Raw genomic sequence first — 15229 nt, 5'->3', positions numbered from 1 at the left:
ATGACATTTGTTCTTCGCATTGGCGTCCACGCCAACAATCCGTCTCTTCTTGTGCTCAGCCAGAACGGGTTGCTCGAAAAACGGATCTCGGCGCGCGGCGGAAGCGTTGAATGGGTGAAGATCGCGGCAGGCGCACGCACTGTCGAATATGTCGGCGCCAATCTGATCCAGATCGGCGGCACCGGCCTGACACCGCCTATCGCCGCGCAGGCCAAAGGCGTGCCGATCGTTACTTTCGCCGCATCAGAAGCGCGCGCAGTCGGCGGCATCTATGTTCGCAAGGACAGTCCGGTGAAAACGGTTGCCGATCTCGCCGGCAAGACGATCTCGCTCGGTGTCGGCTCGTGGCTGCAGGCCCTGCTAGCAACGGCGCTCGACCGTGCCGGCCTGACCTGGAACGATATTGTGCCGCTTGATCTTACCGAGCCGGAGTCACGTCAGGCATTGTTGGCTGGCGACATCGATGCGTGGGTTTCAGGCGGAGGACTTCGTGGCGGCGCGGATGAGATCCGGGCCATCGCCAACACCGGCGATCTCGTCACCAACCCGTCGGTGTTTTTCGCACGCCGCGATTTCGCCGATGATAATCCGAACATTATTGCGGACACAGCGAGCGCCTTGCACGAAACGGATCGCTGGATTGCGCAGCATCCGGCAGACGCTGCAGCGATCCTCGCACGCGTCGCCGGGGGGCCGCTCGACGCCGCCGAATGGGAAAAGCACATCGCACAGCGCCCATGGGGCATCCATCAGGTCGACGACAGGTTCATCGCCGAGCAGCAGAAGGCAGCCGATCTTTTCTTCAGGTTTGGTCTGCTGCCACGCAAGGTCGATATTCGCGATGCAATCTATCGCCACCCGCTTAATCTCGATCGCGCTGCGTAACATCCAATCCCGGAACGCATGAGCGGGTAAGAACCGCTTGTCGCATCCGTTAGGAGGCCGGCTATATTCCCGAAGCGAAAGCCCTGAACACGGAGCTGGCACGCAGCGTCTCGCGACCGGCCAGGATCAAGTCATCGACCTGTCCCTGCGGCAGCTGGAAACGCGTCGGAACGGCTTCGAGCACTGCGGCACGCGCCGGATCTAGCTGATCGAACCCAAGCCGGCCGACGAAGAGCTGCAGATCGGTGCAGCGCCAGCCGGGCCGCGCGCCATAACGGGCACGCTCTGCCGCCGACAAGCCGCAGCGCCACTTGATCAGCGACGATTGCCAGTCCTTCATGGTTCGGTCGAATGCGGTGTAGCTGGAGCCGATGCTCGCATCCATAGTGGTGTCCACCGCAGCCTTGATCAGATCGACGCCTTCAGGCCCTTCCACCGTATTGATCCAGTTGCCGGAGAGACCGACTTTGGAATCCACCACCATGAATATCCCGCGGCGCAGCCGGACCGCCTGCTGCGGTGTCATCGGGCCATAGGGTGTCTCGGAGGATTCGCGTACGATGGTCAGCGCAGAGACGCCGTAGTTGTCGACCAGCCCGCCATCCATCAGCTTGATGTAGGGCACCGCGCCGTCGCGGTAACGCATCACTGCCTTGGAATAGGCACTCAACATCGGCGACGCATTGCGGTTCGCGGCTGCGCGCGCGACCCAAGGCGGCAGCGGCTCGTTGCATGTGCCGGGAAAAGCCTGCACCACGGCCGGCGCAAAGGCGAGCGGCACCGCGGCCGACGCAGCCACGGCGCCCGACAGCGGATACTTGCTGAGATCGCTGCAGATCGCAGCGAAGGCCGTGTTGTCGAACACGAACGGCACGCGGTTATAGATATCCGAGGCGTTGATCCAGACCCGTGGCGAACCGCTATTTCGCAGGCTGCCAAAAGTCGCATTCTGGAACAGGTTGGCGTCGAGCCAACTGGTGAAGCCCTTGGAGTCATTGATGCCGCCGCCCAAGGCACGGCCGATAGTACCTAGCGACAACTGCGTCGTCAGTCCGGCCTCGGCATTCTGCAGCAGGAAACGTTCACGGAAGTCCGACAACGCGGCGCGCTTCTTGAGGCCGAAATAGGCGGCGGTCACCGATCCGCCGGAGACGCCGGACAGAAAGTCGATGCGCTCCAGCATGGTGTCGGATGCACCGCGCATGCGGATGCTGCCCAGTTCTTCCAGGACACCGAACGAAAACGCCGCAGCGCGCGTGCCACCGCCTGAGAACGAAAAACCGATCAGCAGGTCGTCCTGCTCGGCAGCATCCTTGAAAACGGCGTCGAGATTGGGATCGAGGGAGGCGCCGGCCAGCGGCACGTTGGCGGGAAGGTTGTAGACCGACGTACAGCCCAGCAGCAGCGCACAGGTCGTGACCACGACACCGATGGAACGCAACGCACTCATCACTTCTCTACCGATCCCACAAGACGGCCGCACCAAACGGCACGGACCGTGTCCGGACGGTCCCCAATCCGGAATCTCAATCAGATATTACCGTAAAGCATTGCAATTCGATGCAAACTGACGATCCGGCACCAATCGCGCCAGTAACGTGGCTAATGAATGGTGAAACAAGGTGCGCGCCAAATGGCGCGGCGCCAATCCTCAGTTCAGCTGCGTGCCCGGCGCGGCATCGAATACCAGCGTGAACCAGCTGCCCTGCCCGCGAATGCTCTCGGCGTTGAACTTCACGTTCGGCGCATTCTCTTTGAGCGTCTGCAGGATCAGCGCCCCAAGCTTGCGCGGCGACGGCCAGTCCTGTCCTTCGCCAAGGCCGATGCCGTCATCGGCGACAACCACCGTGACGAGGCCGCCTTCCAGCTTGCAGATCAGTTTGATCTGACCGCCGGCACGGCCGACGAAGGCGTATTTCAGCGCATTGGTCAGCATCTCGTTGACCAGCAGTCCCGCCGGCATCGCGATATTGATCGACATCGGGCAATAGCCAACCTGCAGATCGAGCGTGATATCCGCCGTCGCGCTCGCAGCCATCACGGCATTGGCGATGTCCGACAGATACTGGCCAAGATCGATCTCGGGCGTCGCATTCTCGTCGGACAGCGTCCGGTACAGTACTGTCAGCGCATCGATCCGGCTCGCCAGCCGGCCAAGCGCAACAGCCTCGCCTTCTACTGCCGAGCGGGCTTCGAGCCGCACCAGCGCCGTGATGAGCTGCAGATTGTTCTTCACCCGATGCTGCAGCTCGCGCATCAGCATGTCGCGGTCGCGTATCTGGTTCTCGAATTGCTCGATCTGCGCCCGCTCGCGGCCGCCGACATCGACCAGCGCGGCGATCCGGAAATTCTCGACGCCGTCGTCACTCTCGATCACCGAGGCATAGGCCTGCACGATCACCAGCCGATCGACCGGCACCGACGGACGGAAAACACCGATGAAATCCTCGCCGTCGCGGATCGCTTCGCCCAGCGTCTGGCTCTGGTTGTCTTCGTTGAGAAAGCCGTCGAGACAGGTCCAGCTCTGGCCTTCGACATCGGCCGGCGCCATTGTCATCAGTTGCTCGAAGGCCTTGTTGATATAGACAACCTGCTGATCGCTGCCCAACCCGCGCGAGATAGCGAGCGCAACGGGAACATGATCCAGCAGATGCTTGTAGCGATCATTCTCGATCGCCTGCGCAAGCTTCGGGGAACCCAGAATCTGATCGACCTGTTGGGAAGGCGGAAGCCCGTCGTCGGTGCTCATGCACGGTCCATGCTCATAGGCAAACCATGGCCAAGTGCACCGCAAAACGCAATGTCAAACGCGCAACACCCTAAAGCGTTCTTGAGCGGAGTGGCAGCTGGCTCGCGTCAAGAAAACGCGCGCCACACAAGAACTCCAGGCGGATGATGTCAGGCCCACCACTTGGGCGGCGTGAAACGCCCCGATGCCTGCTCAATGGTTTCGCCGAGCGAGAACAACGTCTCCTCGTCGAACGGGCGACCGATCAGTTGCAATCCGAGTGGCAGCCCCTGCGCATCCTTGCCGGCGGGAACCGCGATGCCCGGCAGGCCGGCCATGTTCACCGTCACCGTGAAGATGTCGTTGAGATACATCTCGATCGGATCGGCGCCGCCCTTCTCACCAATGCCGAAGGCGGCCGACGGTGTCGCCGGCGTCAGGATCGCATGGATGCCCTTGGCGAAGCATTCTTCGAAGTCGCGCTTGATCAGCGTGCGGACTTTTTGCGCGCGGAGATAGTAAGCGTCGTAATAGCCGGCCGAGAGGACATAGGTTCCGATCATGACGCGGCGGCGCACTTCCGCGCCAAAACCTTCGGCGCGGGTATTTTCATACATGTCGCTGATGCTGCGGCCGGGTACGCGCAGGCCGTAACGCACGCCGTCATAGCGCGCGAGGTTCGACGAGGCTTCGGCGGGCGCCACGATGTAATAGGCCGGCAGAGCGTATTTGGTGTGCGGCAGCGACACGTCGACGAGTTCGGCACCGGCGGCCTTGAGCTGCGCAGCGCCTTCCGACCAGAGCTTCTCGATCTCACCCGGCATGCCGTCGATGCGATATTCCTTGGGAATGCCGATCTTCATGCCCTTCACGGACTTGCCGATCGCCGCCTCGTAGTCCGGCACGTCGCGATCCACGGACGTCGAGTCCTTCGGATCGTAGCCGGCCATCGAGCGCATCAGGATCGCAGTGTCGCGCACGGTGCGCGCAATCGGCCCGGCCTGATCGAGCGAGGACGCGAAAGCGACGGTGCCCCAGCGCGAGCAGCGGCCATAGGTCGGCTTCATGCCGACAATGCCGGCGAAGGCCGCGGGCTGGCGGATCGAACCGCCGGTGTCGGTCGCGGTGGCACCGAGGCACAGACCTGCAGCGACCGCCGATGCCGAACCGCCGGACGAGCCACCGGGCACCAGATTGACGTCGGAGCCGTCGCGCCGCCACGGATTGATCACCGGACCGAAAAACGACGTCTCGTTCGCCGAGCCCATGGCGAATTCATCATTGTTCAGCTTGCCGAGCATCACGGCCCCGTCACGCCACAGCTGTGCGGTCACAGTCGACTCGTAAGGCGGCACGAAATTGCCGAGGATCTTCGAACACGCGGTTGTGCGCACGCCCTTGGTCGCGAACAGATCCTTGATCCCGAGCGGGACGCCGCCAAGCCAGCCGCCCTCGCCCTTGGCGAGTCTCGCGTCGGCCGCCTGCGCCATGGCGCGCGCCTGATCCGGCGTCTCCAGCACATAGGCGTTCAGCACGCGTGCGGCTTCCATCGCCTTGAGATGCGCATCGGTCAGTTCGACTGACGTGAAGGATTTGGTCGCAAGGCCGTCACGCGCCTCGGCGAGTGTCAGCGACGTCAGATCTGTCATCTATTTATTGACCGGGCTGCAAAAGAAGGGAGAGAGCGTCTTGTCGTTTTCAGGTGCATCTTTTTTGAAAGAGCTGCGGCGGAGCTTGTCGTCAGTCTCCTGTGCGGCCTGAACCTTGTCGAGGATGGCATCCATGGCCGCGTCGACGTCCTTGACCTTCCCCTGACGCTCCATCTCGTCGAGGTAGTCCATATAGAGCTGATAGGACTTTTCATCGTCGCAAAGCAGGCACATGGCGGTTTCCGTCCAAACGGTTCTTGCTCGATTACTCGACGACCTTCGGCACCAGGAAGAAGTGATCCTCCGACTCCGGCGCATTCGCCGTCACCGCATCGACGATCTCGCCGTCAGTGACGACATCGGCGCGCTTCTTCATCTCCATCGGCATCACCGAGGTCATCGGCTCGACGCCGTCGACATTCACTTCCTGCAACTGCTCGACAAAGGCCAGCATCGCGTTCAGCTCGCCCTGCAGATGGAGAACTTCAGCGTCAGTAACCGCGATCCGCGCAAGATGCGCAATACGGCGAACAGTGGCTGCATCGACGGACATTATATAGGGCCTCTGGGCGAATTCTGCCCGCCGTATAGCAGACGGAGGTTTCGCGCCGCAACCGGCGGACGCCTCCGCCTTGTTTGGCGCCTAGCCCCGCAATTCAGCCATCCGCGCCAATGCGGCCGCCGCCAGCGACCGTGTCAGCTCTGCCGCAGGCCGTTCGCTGCCCATTCCCACCGACTGTCCGGCCCAGAGATTGGTAAAATCGGTCCGTCCGAGCTTCTCGGCAGCGGCTTTCAGAGGCCCCAGCGCGGTCGCCGAATGCGGGAACGCCGGCGCATCGGGCGAGACCGGCCCGACCTCGCGCATCACGCGATTGACGACACCGCGGGCCGGACGGCCGGTCATGACATTGGTGATGACGGTGGCGGCATCCGACGCCCCGGCCAGGGCTGCACGGCCCGGCCCGCTTACCTTCGATTCCGGCGTACGCAGATAGGCGGTGCCGATCTGCACCCCCGCCGCGCCGAGCGCAAAGGCTGCGGCAATTCCACGCCCATCGGCGATACCGCCGGCCGCGATCACCGGCACCTTCACCGCATCCACCACCTGAGGCAGCAGCGCGAACAGGCCGGGCTGCGTAGCGATATCCTCGGTCAGGAACATGCCGCGATGACCGCCGGCCTCCGCGCCCTGCGCGATGACTGCATCCACGCCGCGCTCTTCGAGCCAGACGGCTTCCTTGACGATGGTTGCAGAGGCAATGACCCGACAGCCGGCTGCCTTGATGCGCTTCAAGAGCGCCGGGTCCGGCAGGCCGAAGTGAAAGCTGACCACTTCGGGCTTCAGCTCTTCCACCAGCGCGCACATCGCCTCATCGAACGGCGCGCGGTTGGCCGCATTGATGTCTGCATTCGGATCGAGCCCGAATTCGGCGTAATAGGACGACAGCCGCTGGCGCCAGTTGGCCTCGCGTGCCGGATCGGCGTCCACCGCCGTATGGCAGAAGTAATTCATGTTGACCGGCGCGGAGACGCGCTGGCGCACGATATTGATCTGCTCACGGGCTTTCTCCGGCGAGATCATTGCGCACGGCAACGAGGCCAGCGCGCCGCCCTCCGCTGCGCCGATCATGATGTCGGCATCCTGCACACCTGCCATTGGCGCCTGCACGATGGGAAATTCGGTGCCGAATAAGTCGATCAGTCGGCGGTCGGGCCACATGGGGGATCTCCGGATTCTTGCGACAATCTTGCGGCAATGCCTCTGAATCCAGCGGCAAAGCAGCGACGATCTTGAGACAAACGTGAGGAAATGGCACGCGCATCATTGCCGAGCCATGCTCAGGCTAACACGGCTGCGCCCGCGCGAGCTATGCGGTTGCGCGGGGGATGAGCATCCACTTGCGCAGCGCCACGCCGGCCCAGATCGCCTCCACCAGCCCGAACGGCCAGGCGCCCTGCAGGAAGCCATAGAGCGATCCGAGCCCGCAGGCGCCGGCAAAGGCCAGCGTGAACCACGGACTGCGTGCTTCCAGCGCGTAGCAGACCAGCATGGCGCTGACCGCGAACAATCCAAACAGGCTGAGGGCGTCCATAGATCGGGCTCGTGACGTAAGACGCAGAAACGCGGGAACGATGCTACCTTGCCGCAAATCACCACCGATGTGAAACGCGACCGATGACCGCTGCCATTCCCGAACTCATCACGCCCAGACTGATCCTGCGCCCACTCGTGCTGGGTGACTCCGATGCCGTGCAACGGCTCTTTCCGCAGATGGATGTCGTGCGTTTCCTGGCCAGCCGCGTGCCATGGCCCTACCCGGCTGACGGCGCCTTCACTTTCCTGCGCGATGTCGTGCTGCCAGGCATCGAGGCTGGTACCGAATGGCACTGGTCGATCCGCCTGAAGACCGCACCGGATCAGCTGATCGGTATGATCAATGTCAGGGACAGCGGCGACGACAACCGCGGCTTCTGGCTCGATCCCGCCTGGCACGGACAAGGCCTGATGACCGAGGCCAGCGACGCCGTGACCGATTACTGGTTCGACACCCTGCAGCGGCCCGTGTTGCGCGTCATCAAGGCCATCGCCAACACCGCTTCGCGCCGGATTTCGGAAACGTCCGGCATGCGCGTGATCGCCACCGAGGATCGCGACTACGTCTCCGGCCGTTGGCCCTCGGAAATCTGGGAAATGACCGCCGAGGAATGGCGCAGCCGCCGTCCACCCCGATAATTGCGGCGCAGCGTTTGATCTGATGGCTCCGCGTGTTATGCGGGACCATGCCTGCAGTCATCCTCCCCCTGGTTGAAGCCGCCGCACATCTGCCCGCCCGCGGCGCACTGATCGGTCTCGATCTCGGCACCAAGACCATTGGTGTCGCGGTGTCCGATCCCGATCGCCGTCTCGCGACCGGCATTGAGACTGTCGAGCGAACTGCCTTCAAAGCGGATGCCGCACGCCTGATCAAGCTTGCCGCTGAGCGAAATATCTGCGGCTTCGTCCTTGGTCTTCCCATCAATATGGACGGCAGCGAGGGACCGCGCGCGCAATCGACACGCGCCTTCGCCCGCAACTTCTCGAAACTGACTGAACTGCCGATCGCCTTCTGGGACGAGCGGCTCTCCACATCTGCGGTCGAGCGCGAACTGATTGCCAATGATGTCAGCCGCGCCAAACGCGCCAAGGTCATCGACGAACATGCCGCGATCTTCATTCTTCAGGGCGCGCTAGATCGCCTCGCCGCCTTGCTGCGCACGCCGGATATTCGCTGACCCCATGCTGACGGTATTTGCCGCTCTCGTCCCGGTCTTCCTGCTCATCGTGCTCGGCTACGCGCTGCGGCGCCTGCTGCTGAAACAGAACATCGAATGGGTCGGGCTGGAACAGCTCGTCTATTATGTCCTGTTCCCCGCCCTGCTCATCGACACACTGGCGCGCGCCAATCTGGCGTCGGTGCCCATCGCAGGTGTCGGCGGTGCCTTGTTGCTCTCCGTCATCCTGATGTCCGCGCTGTGTCTGGCGCTGCGTCCGTTGCTGGCACGGGCCATCGGCCTCGATGGGCCGGCATTTACGTCACTATTTCAGGGCGCCACGCGTTGGCAGACCTTCGTGGCACTCTCGGTCGCCGGCAATCTGTGGGGCGATCTCGGCATCACACTGGCCTCCGTCGCCATGGTAGCGATGATCCCGCTGCTGAATATTCTGGCGGTCTGGGTGCTGGCGCATTACGCCTCACCGCAGCGGATGGCGTGGCCGGCGCTGCTGCTGACCATCGCCAAGAACCCGCTGATCTGGGCCTGCGTGATCGGCCTCGTGATCAACCTCGCCGGATTGCCCGTGCCGCGCCCCGCACACGAATTCCTCGATGCCCTCGGACGCTGCTCTCTGGCGATGGGTCTGCTCATTGTCGGCGCGGGCCTTCAACTCGAAGGCCTGCACAGACCCGGCATGGCTGCAGCACTGACGGTCGTCTTGAAACTCGCCGTGATGCCGCTGATTGCCATGGGCCTCGGCATCGCCTTCGGCCTGTCCGGCGCCAACCTCGCGGTGGTCGTCTGCTGCGCGTCGGTGCCGTCGGCATCGAACGGCTATATTCTGGCGCGGCAGATGGGCGGCGACGCGCCCCTCCTGGCGCAAATCCTGACCATTCAAACCACGCTGGCGGTCCTGACCATGCCCATCTTCATTGCACTGGCGGAATAGGTTTTTCTTTTTTTGAGCATGATCTTGCCCGAAAACCGGTTCCCACTTTTCGGGATCATGCTCTAGGGCGATATCACACCGTTCGCGATGAGCAGCGTCTGAACAGTCGCCGCCAGATTGTTGAGGCCATGCAGAAAGATCGTCAGCCATGTCGAGTGGCTGCGATAGCGCATATAGCCGAACAGCAGGCCGATGGTGAAAATCTCGACGAAAAAGAACCAATCGTACTGCAGATGCATCGCCGTCCAGACCAGCGATGATGCCACGATGGCGCCAAACGGCCGCAAGAACGATTCCGACCAGCCGCGATAGAGGAAGCCTCGCGCGAAGAACTCTTCAGTCATCGGCGCGCCGACGCAGAACGCGATCACGAGCAGCCACAGCGCGCCGTCGGCGCGGGCCGACTTCAGCACTTCCAGCATGAAAGTCGGTGCGGAATCGCGCCCCATACCCTTCGCGACCAGCTCCCAGGCGCCGACCAGCACGATCAGCGCCACCGTGCCAATGACATAGTTTTTCCAGGACGTGCCGCGTAACCCCAGATAGTCGGCGAAGGATTGCCGCGCCATGCGCGTCGCCAGCCACAGCGCCAGACACACTGCCGGAAGCCCCATGAGAACGGACGCGGCGATGGTCGTACCGCTGCTCATCGCCTTGATCAGCAGCGTCGCGTCGAGTGGCGCATCCTTGATCAGCAGGTAATAAGCGACGACGGTCAGCTGACCGACGAACATCGCTGCAAAAGCGAACAGCCCCCAGAGGCTGGTGCCCCAGAATTTCCAGACACGCGGCGGCTTTGTCGCGGGTGGCAGATCCGAGGGGGCGACGGGAGCGATCGGCGTCTCCAATGCACTCACTGCGGCAACGCCCGGTCGAGCAGTCCCCGGCCCTGAGCTTCGGTCAATTCAGCGGTGCCGTAGATCGCGTTGCGCGCGCCATCGAGGCGTGTCCGCGCAAACAGTTCGGCATGGGGCGGATGCACCATGTTCAGTGCGGCGCAGGCCGCCAGCAATGCCAGCGATTCCACTGCTTGCCGCGCTACACGCTCGCTATCGGGCCGCAGCAAGGTGCGAATGATAAAGGCCGCAGTGTCGGCCGCGCCGGGCAGTCCGCGCGTCTCCAGCATCAGATCCTGCAGCACCGCGGTCGATGCGTCGCCTTCGCGCGACAGCGCCCGTAGCACATCGAGGCACATCACATTGCCGGAGCCTTCCCAGATCGCATTGACCGGCGCCTCACGATAGTGCCGCGCCAGAATGCCCTCCTCGACATAGCCGTTGCCGCCCATGCATTCCATCGCCTCATAGAGGAAGCCCGGCGCCGATTTGCAGACCCAGTACTTCACCACCGGCGTCAGGAAACGCATATAGGCCGCCTCGGACGTATCCTCCGGCGCGAGATCGAAGGCGCGGCACAGCCGCATCACCAGTGCGGTCGACGCCTCCACATGCAGGGCCATGTCGGCGAGCACGCTTTGCATCATCGGCTGATCGGCGAGGTGTTTCTGGAACACGCTGCGATGCCTGGCGTGATGCAGCGCATGAACGAGGCCCGAGCGCATCAAACCGGCGGATGCTGTGGCGCAATCCTGCCGCGTCAGCTGCACCATCTGGATGATGGTGCGGATGCCCTTGCCTTCGTCTCCGACGCGCAGTGCATAGGCATCGTTGAACTCGACTTCCGACGACGCATTGGAGCGATTGCCGAGCTTGTCCTTCAGACGCTGGAAATTCAGCGCATTGAGCGAACCATCCGGCCGGAACCGCGGCATGAAGAAACAGCTCAACCCGTCATCAGCCTGCGCCAGCACCAGAAACGCGTCGCACATCGGTGCCGACATGAACCATTTGTGGCCGCTGATCCGATACGCATCGCCGTCGCGCACGGCGCGCGTCATGTTGCTGCGCACATCCGTGCCGCCCTGCCGCTCGGTCATGCCCATGCCCAGCGTCATGCCACGTTTGGCCGACCATGGCGCAAAGCTCGGATCGTAATCGCGACTGGCAATGACCGGCATCACCTGCGCCAGCACATCCGGCTGCATCGCCAGCGCGCCGACGGCAGCGCGTGTCATGGTGATCGGGCATAGATGCCCGGTCTCGACCTGCGCCGCCATGTAGAATTTTGCGGCGCGCGCCACTTCGGACGCGCCGCGTGCGGACTTGCCGTCACGCGTCCATGTCGAATTGTGAATTCCCGCTGCAATGCTCTGTGCCATCAGCTCGTGATAGGCCGGATGAAACTCGACCTCATCACGCCGGTTGCCGCGCGCATCGAAAGTCCGCAGCTTCGGCGTATTCTCGTTGGCCAGCCGCGCGCGTTGCGCCATCTCTGCCGATCCCCAGAGCTGACCGAATTCGGCGTGGTCGACATAGGCGAACGAGCCCTCATTCATCGCAACCGCTTCCACGAGCGGCCGGTCCAGCTCGAACAGATTGACGTCCTCGAAGGGAGGCGACTGGTTGAGCACCGCATGAATGGCAGAGGTGGCGTCGGTCATGAATCAGTTCCGGCTGGAGGCGGTATTGCGAATCATTTTACGCCGGATCGGCCGCGATTTCACGGGGCTATCTTGCCTGCCGCGCAATCGGGAAATCGTAGGCGCGCGCACCTGTGCCCGGGAGCGAGAAGTGCCACCATTCCTTGGAATAATTCACAAAGCCCTGCCTGCCCATCGCAGTCGCCAGGAGATCGCGCCAGCGCCGCTGCGCGGGTGAGATCGCGCGCGATCCGGTATGCGCCTTGGCATCGGAGCAATCGTAACCCGTGCCCATGTCGACGCTGCCCTCGGGCGCGCGCTGTGCTTCCGGCGCGATGCAGCTTGCATAGGCCTTGTTCGGATCGAATGCCGCCGACGCAGGCGCACGCAGATCGACCAACGTCAGATCGAGCGCCGCACCGGTGGAGTGGCCGGAGCGCTCGGCGATGTAGCCGAGCCTGAACAGATCCGCCTTGCTGAAGGACGGATTGTAACGCTTCTGCGCAGGTGTCTCGTTGCCATCGCGCGCCCACGCCACCATGTCGCGCGACGCCCGCACCGGCCGATAGCAATCCAGCATCTTCAGCGACAGGTTCTGCGCCATCAACTCGCGCTGCACCTTCTGCAGCGCGAGGCCGACCGGGCGTTTCACCACGCATTCCGCGCTATCATAGCCGCTGAGCTTGCGGCCGACGAAATTGTTGACGCCGGCATAGCGGATGTCCTGCCGGATCGAGGGATCGATATCGCGCAGGAACACGAAATCGTCAGGCAGATTTTGCCCATGTGCGGCTACAGCGCCGAAGGCCAGAAAAAGCCCCGCCGAAACCGTCGCGACCACCTGGTTTAGAGCATGTTTCATGACCGGTTCCGAAGCTCCAACCGAGGCGATTCTGCAGGGATTTGGTCTCATCATCTTTACCCTGCCGCCGGACTGACCGGGGGATAACTGGAAAGCGGGCGAATCGCGCTTGCTCCGCTTTTCAACTCTGCCTATAGCTTTCGTTTTAATGACCCAAGCCACGAAATCCTCTTTCGTCCTCGGACACCGGCATTTGCTGGGCATCGAGGGCCTTTCCGCCGCGGATATCACCGGCCTCCTCGACCTGTCCGAGGAATATGTCGAGCTGAACCGCCAGGTCGACAAGAAGCGCTCCTCGCTGCGCGGTCGTACCCAGATCAATCTGTTTTTTGAGAATTCGACGCGCACCCAGTCGTCGTTCGAACTGGCCGGCAAGCGGCTCGGCGCCGACGTCATGAACATGTCGGTGTCATCGTCCTCGATCAAAAAGGGCGAGACGCTGATCGACACCGCGATGACGCTGAACGCGATGCATCCCGACATTCTCGTGATGCGCCATCATGCCTCCGGCGCGGTCGAACTGCTGGCGCGCAAGGTCGACGGCTCCGTCATCAATGCCGGCGACGGCGCCCATGAACATCCGACGCAAGCTCTGCTCGACGCATTGACCATCCGTCGCAACAAGGGCCGCCTCGAAGGTCTCGTGATCGCGATCTGCGGCGACGTGCTGCATTCGCGGGTCGCCCGCTCCAACATTCTCTTGCTCAACACGATGGGCGCACGCGTCCGCGTGGTCGCGCCCTCCACGCTGCTGCCACCGGGCATCGAGCGCATGGGCGTCGAGGTCGCGCGCGACATGCGCGAAGGCCTCAACGGCGCCGACATCGTGATGATGCTGCGGCTGCAGCGCGAGCGCATGAACGGCTCGTTCGTGCCGTCCTCTGCCGAATATTTCCAGTATTTCGGCCTCGACCAGAAGAAGCTCGCTTACGCCAAGCCCGATGCGCTGGTGATGCATCCCGGCCCGATGAACCGCGGTGTCGAGATCGACTCCCTCGTCGCGGACGGCGCGCAGTCGCTGATCCGCGAACAGGTCGAGATGGGCGTAGCGGTCCGCATGGCCGTGCTCGAAGCGCTCGCGCGCAACCTGCCGAACGCGTGATGCCCATGCTGACAGATCGCCGCCCTATCCTCCTCGCCAATGCGCACCTGATCGATCCATCCAGCGATCTCGACGGCGTCGGTGACGTCCTGATCGCCGACGGCGTGATCCGCGATGCCCGCCGTGGCATCGGCGCGGCCGGTGTGCCTGAAGGCACCGACATCATCAATTGCGTCGGCAAGGTCGTGGCCCCCGGCCTCGTCGACATGCGCGCTTTCGTCGGCGAACCCGGCGCCAGCCACCGCGAGACTTTCGCCTCCGCCAGCCGTGCAGCCGCAGCCGGCGGCATCACCACCATCATCTGCCAGCCGGACACCTCGCCGACCATCGACAATTCTGCCACCGTCGACTTCGTCCTGCGCCGCGCCCGCGACACCGCCATCGTCAACATCCATCCGATGGCCGCCCTGACCAAGGGCCTCGAAGGCCACGAGATGACCGAGATCGGGCTGCTGAAAGCGGCCGGCGCCGTCGCTTTCACAGATGCCGACAAGAGCATCACCAACGCGCAGATCATGCGCCGCGCGCTGACCTATGCACGCGATTTCGACGCGCTGATCGTGCATTACACCGAGGATCCCGACCTCGTCGGCGAAGGCGTGATGAATGAAGGCGAGCGCGCGTCACGGCTCGGCCTGATGGGAATTCCCAATGCGGCCGAAGCCATCATGCTGGAGCGCGACATGCGTCTCGTCGCCCTCACCGGCGGGCGCTACCATGCGGCCTCACTGACCTGCATCGAATCCATCGAGATCCTGAAGCGTGCCCGCGACGCCGGCTTGCGTGTCAGCGCCTCCGCGTCGATCAATCACCTGACGCTGAACGAAAACGATATCGGGCCCTATCGCTCCTATCTCAAATTGTCGCCGCCGCTCCGCACCGAAGAGAACCGCCGCGCGCTGGTCGAGGCCGTCGCGTCAGGATTGATCGACGTCATCATGTCCGACCACAATCCGCAGGACGTCGAAACCAAGCGCCTGCCATTTGCAGAAGCCGCGCCGGGCGCCATCGGCCTCGAAACAATGCTGTCGGCGGGATTGCGGCTGATCCACAATGGCGAGCTCACCTTCACCCAGTTGATCCGTGCGATGTCGACACGCCCGGCCGAACTGCTCGGCCTGCCGGGGGGCACGCTGCGCCCCGGCGCTGTCGCCGACATCATTGTCATTGACGCCGATGTGCCGTGGGTGCTGGATCCCGCGGACCTGAAATCGCAATGCAAGAATACACCATTCGACGAAGCCCGCTTCACGGGGCGCGTCGCACGCACTATTGTCGGCGGACGCACCGTTTACGAGCACGTCTGACGCGGAGCACGCG

The 15229-nt window shown here is 63.1% G+C and carries 16 protein-coding genes; 6 read left to right on the top strand and 10 right to left on the bottom strand.

All coding sequences use genetic code 11. The features are described 5' to 3' along the window. On the top strand, window positions 1–885 hold the full coding sequence (locus CHC01_RS07710; protein WP_089263780.1) for an aliphatic sulfonate ABC transporter substrate-binding protein: 885 nt from the start codon (window positions 1–3) through the stop codon (window positions 883–885). Between the two features lie 61 nt (window positions 886–946). Here CHC01_RS07710 and CHC01_RS07705 read toward each other — a convergent pair whose 3' ends face one another. From CHC01_RS07705 to CHC01_RS07675, 7 genes are all read right to left on the bottom strand, one after another. Continuing rightward, the gene (locus CHC01_RS07705) at window positions 947–2335 is read right to left on the bottom strand and encodes a patatin-like phospholipase family protein (protein WP_176454526.1); all 1389 of its coding nucleotides are present in this window, start codon (window positions 2333–2335) and stop codon (window positions 947–949) included. A gap of 201 nt (window positions 2336–2536) precedes the next feature. Next, window positions 2537–3634 carry a sensor histidine kinase gene (locus tag CHC01_RS07700; RefSeq protein ID WP_089263779.1) on the bottom strand — a complete coding sequence of 366 codons (1098 nt, stop codon included), beginning with the start codon at window positions 3632–3634 and terminating at the stop codon, window positions 2537–2539. 149 nt (window positions 3635–3783) lie between these two features. Continuing rightward, window positions 3784–5262, bottom strand: coding sequence for an Asp-tRNA(Asn)/Glu-tRNA(Gln) amidotransferase subunit GatA (gene gatA, locus CHC01_RS07695; RefSeq protein ID WP_089263778.1), 1479 nt, complete (start codon window positions 5260–5262; stop codon window positions 3784–3786). Next, window positions 5263–5496 carry a hypothetical protein gene (locus CHC01_RS07690; RefSeq protein WP_089263777.1) on the bottom strand — a complete coding sequence of 78 codons (234 nt, stop codon included), beginning with the start codon at window positions 5494–5496 and terminating at the stop codon, window positions 5263–5265. A 31-nt stretch (window positions 5497–5527) separates the two neighbouring features. Beyond that, complete coding sequence (gene gatC, locus CHC01_RS07685; protein ID WP_089263776.1) at window positions 5528–5815, bottom strand: Asp-tRNA(Asn)/Glu-tRNA(Gln) amidotransferase subunit GatC; 288 nt, start codon at window positions 5813–5815, stop codon at window positions 5528–5530. A 90-nt stretch (window positions 5816–5905) separates the two neighbouring features. Beyond that, window positions 5906–6982, bottom strand: coding sequence for an NAD(P)H-dependent flavin oxidoreductase (locus tag CHC01_RS07680; RefSeq protein ID WP_089263775.1), 1077 nt, complete (start codon window positions 6980–6982; stop codon window positions 5906–5908). Between the two features lie 148 nt (window positions 6983–7130). After that, the gene (locus CHC01_RS07675; protein WP_068732430.1) at window positions 7131–7355 is read right to left on the bottom strand and encodes a hypothetical protein; all 225 of its coding nucleotides are present in this window, start codon (window positions 7353–7355) and stop codon (window positions 7131–7133) included. 83 nt (window positions 7356–7438) lie between these two features. Between CHC01_RS07675 and CHC01_RS07670 the strand changes: the two genes are divergently transcribed. Genes CHC01_RS07670 through CHC01_RS07660 form a run of 3 tightly spaced genes read left to right on the top strand, consistent with a single transcriptional unit; the run spans window position 7439 to window position 9466 of the window. Continuing rightward, window positions 7439–7996: a GNAT family N-acetyltransferase gene (locus CHC01_RS07670; protein WP_089263774.1), complete on the top strand. Its 558-nt coding sequence runs from the start codon at window positions 7439–7441 to the stop codon at window positions 7994–7996. A gap of 47 nt (window positions 7997–8043) precedes the next feature. Beyond that, on the top strand, window positions 8044–8535 hold the full coding sequence (gene ruvX / locus CHC01_RS07665; RefSeq protein ID WP_089263773.1) for a Holliday junction resolvase RuvX: 492 nt from the start codon (window positions 8044–8046) through the stop codon (window positions 8533–8535). 4 nt (window positions 8536–8539) lie between these two features. Beyond that, a complete protein-coding gene (locus CHC01_RS07660; RefSeq protein WP_089263772.1) occupies window positions 8540–9466 on the top strand; it encodes an AEC family transporter in 927 nt (308 codons plus the stop codon). Window positions 9467–9528: 62 nt separating this feature from the next. On the opposite strand, the gene CHC01_RS07655 is transcribed toward CHC01_RS07660, so the two are convergent. From CHC01_RS07655 to CHC01_RS07645, 3 genes are all read right to left on the bottom strand, one after another. Then, a complete protein-coding gene (locus CHC01_RS07655; protein ID WP_244558265.1) occupies window positions 9529–10323 on the bottom strand; it encodes a CPBP family intramembrane glutamic endopeptidase in 795 nt (264 codons plus the stop codon). Continuing rightward, window positions 10320–11966, bottom strand: a complete 1647-nt coding sequence (locus CHC01_RS07650; RefSeq protein WP_089263771.1) for an isovaleryl-CoA dehydrogenase — start codon at window positions 11964–11966, stop codon at window positions 10320–10322. The genes CHC01_RS07655 and CHC01_RS07650 overlap by 4 nt, the downstream gene beginning before the upstream one ends. A gap of 67 nt (window positions 11967–12033) precedes the next feature. After that, window positions 12034–12807: a M15 family metallopeptidase gene (locus tag CHC01_RS07645; protein ID WP_244558264.1), complete on the bottom strand. Its 774-nt coding sequence runs from the start codon at window positions 12805–12807 to the stop codon at window positions 12034–12036. Between the two features lie 148 nt (window positions 12808–12955). Between CHC01_RS07645 and CHC01_RS07640 the strand changes: the two genes are divergently transcribed. Both CHC01_RS07640 and CHC01_RS07635 read left to right on the top strand, forming a co-directional pair. Further along, window positions 12956–13909, top strand: a complete 954-nt coding sequence (locus tag CHC01_RS07640; protein ID WP_089263769.1) for an aspartate carbamoyltransferase catalytic subunit — start codon at window positions 12956–12958, stop codon at window positions 13907–13909. A gap of 5 nt (window positions 13910–13914) precedes the next feature. Further along, a complete protein-coding gene (locus CHC01_RS07635) occupies window positions 13915–15216 on the top strand; it encodes a dihydroorotase (RefSeq protein ID WP_089263768.1) in 1302 nt (433 codons plus the stop codon). Window positions 15217–15229 lie beyond the last annotated feature (13 nt).

Source organism: Tardiphaga sp. OK246 (genome assembly GCF_900188215.1).
In the GTDB taxonomy this organism is placed as follows: Bacteria; Pseudomonadota; Alphaproteobacteria; order Rhizobiales; family Xanthobacteraceae; genus Tardiphaga; species Tardiphaga robiniae.
Note: the sequence above shows the minus strand (reverse complement) of the source record. Positions and strands in the feature narration are given on the sequence as shown.

Bases quoted from the DNA above. Each gene is read 5' to 3' on its own strand.
- CHC01_RS07710 (WP_089263780.1), top strand. From the start codon at position 1: ATGACATTTGTTCTTCGCATTGGCGTCCACGCCAACAATCCGTCTCTT.
- CHC01_RS07705 (WP_176454526.1), bottom strand. From the start codon at position 2,335: ATGAGTGCGTTGCGTTCCATCGGTGTCGTGGTCACGACCTGTGCGCTG.
- CHC01_RS07700 (WP_089263779.1), bottom strand. From the start codon at position 3,634: ATGAGCACCGACGACGGGCTTCCGCCTTCCCAACAGGTCGATCAGATT.
- gatA (WP_089263778.1), bottom strand. From the start codon at position 5,262: ATGACAGATCTGACGTCGCTGACACTCGCCGAGGCGCGTGACGGCCTT.
- CHC01_RS07690 (WP_089263777.1), bottom strand. From the start codon at position 5,496: ATGTGCCTGCTTTGCGACGATGAAAAGTCCTATCAGCTCTATATGGAC.
- gatC (WP_089263776.1), bottom strand. From the start codon at position 5,815: ATGTCCGTCGATGCAGCCACTGTTCGCCGTATTGCGCATCTTGCGCGG.
- CHC01_RS07680 (WP_089263775.1), bottom strand. From the start codon at position 6,982: ATGTGGCCCGACCGCCGACTGATCGACTTATTCGGCACCGAATTTCCC.
- CHC01_RS07675 (WP_068732430.1), bottom strand. From the start codon at position 7,355: ATGGACGCCCTCAGCCTGTTTGGATTGTTCGCGGTCAGCGCCATGCTG.
- CHC01_RS07670 (WP_089263774.1), top strand. From the start codon at position 7,439: ATGACCGCTGCCATTCCCGAACTCATCACGCCCAGACTGATCCTGCGC.
- ruvX (WP_089263773.1), top strand. From the start codon at position 8,044: ATGCCTGCAGTCATCCTCCCCCTGGTTGAAGCCGCCGCACATCTGCCC.
- CHC01_RS07660 (WP_089263772.1), top strand. From the start codon at position 8,540: ATGCTGACGGTATTTGCCGCTCTCGTCCCGGTCTTCCTGCTCATCGTG.
- CHC01_RS07650 (WP_089263771.1), bottom strand. From the start codon at position 11,966: ATGACCGACGCCACCTCTGCCATTCATGCGGTGCTCAACCAGTCGCCT.
- CHC01_RS07645 (WP_244558264.1), bottom strand. From the start codon at position 12,807: ATGAAACATGCTCTAAACCAGGTGGTCGCGACGGTTTCGGCGGGGCTT.
- CHC01_RS07640 (WP_089263769.1), top strand. From the start codon at position 12,956: ATGACCCAAGCCACGAAATCCTCTTTCGTCCTCGGACACCGGCATTTG.
- CHC01_RS07635 (WP_089263768.1), top strand. From the start codon at position 13,915: ATGCTGACAGATCGCCGCCCTATCCTCCTCGCCAATGCGCACCTGATC.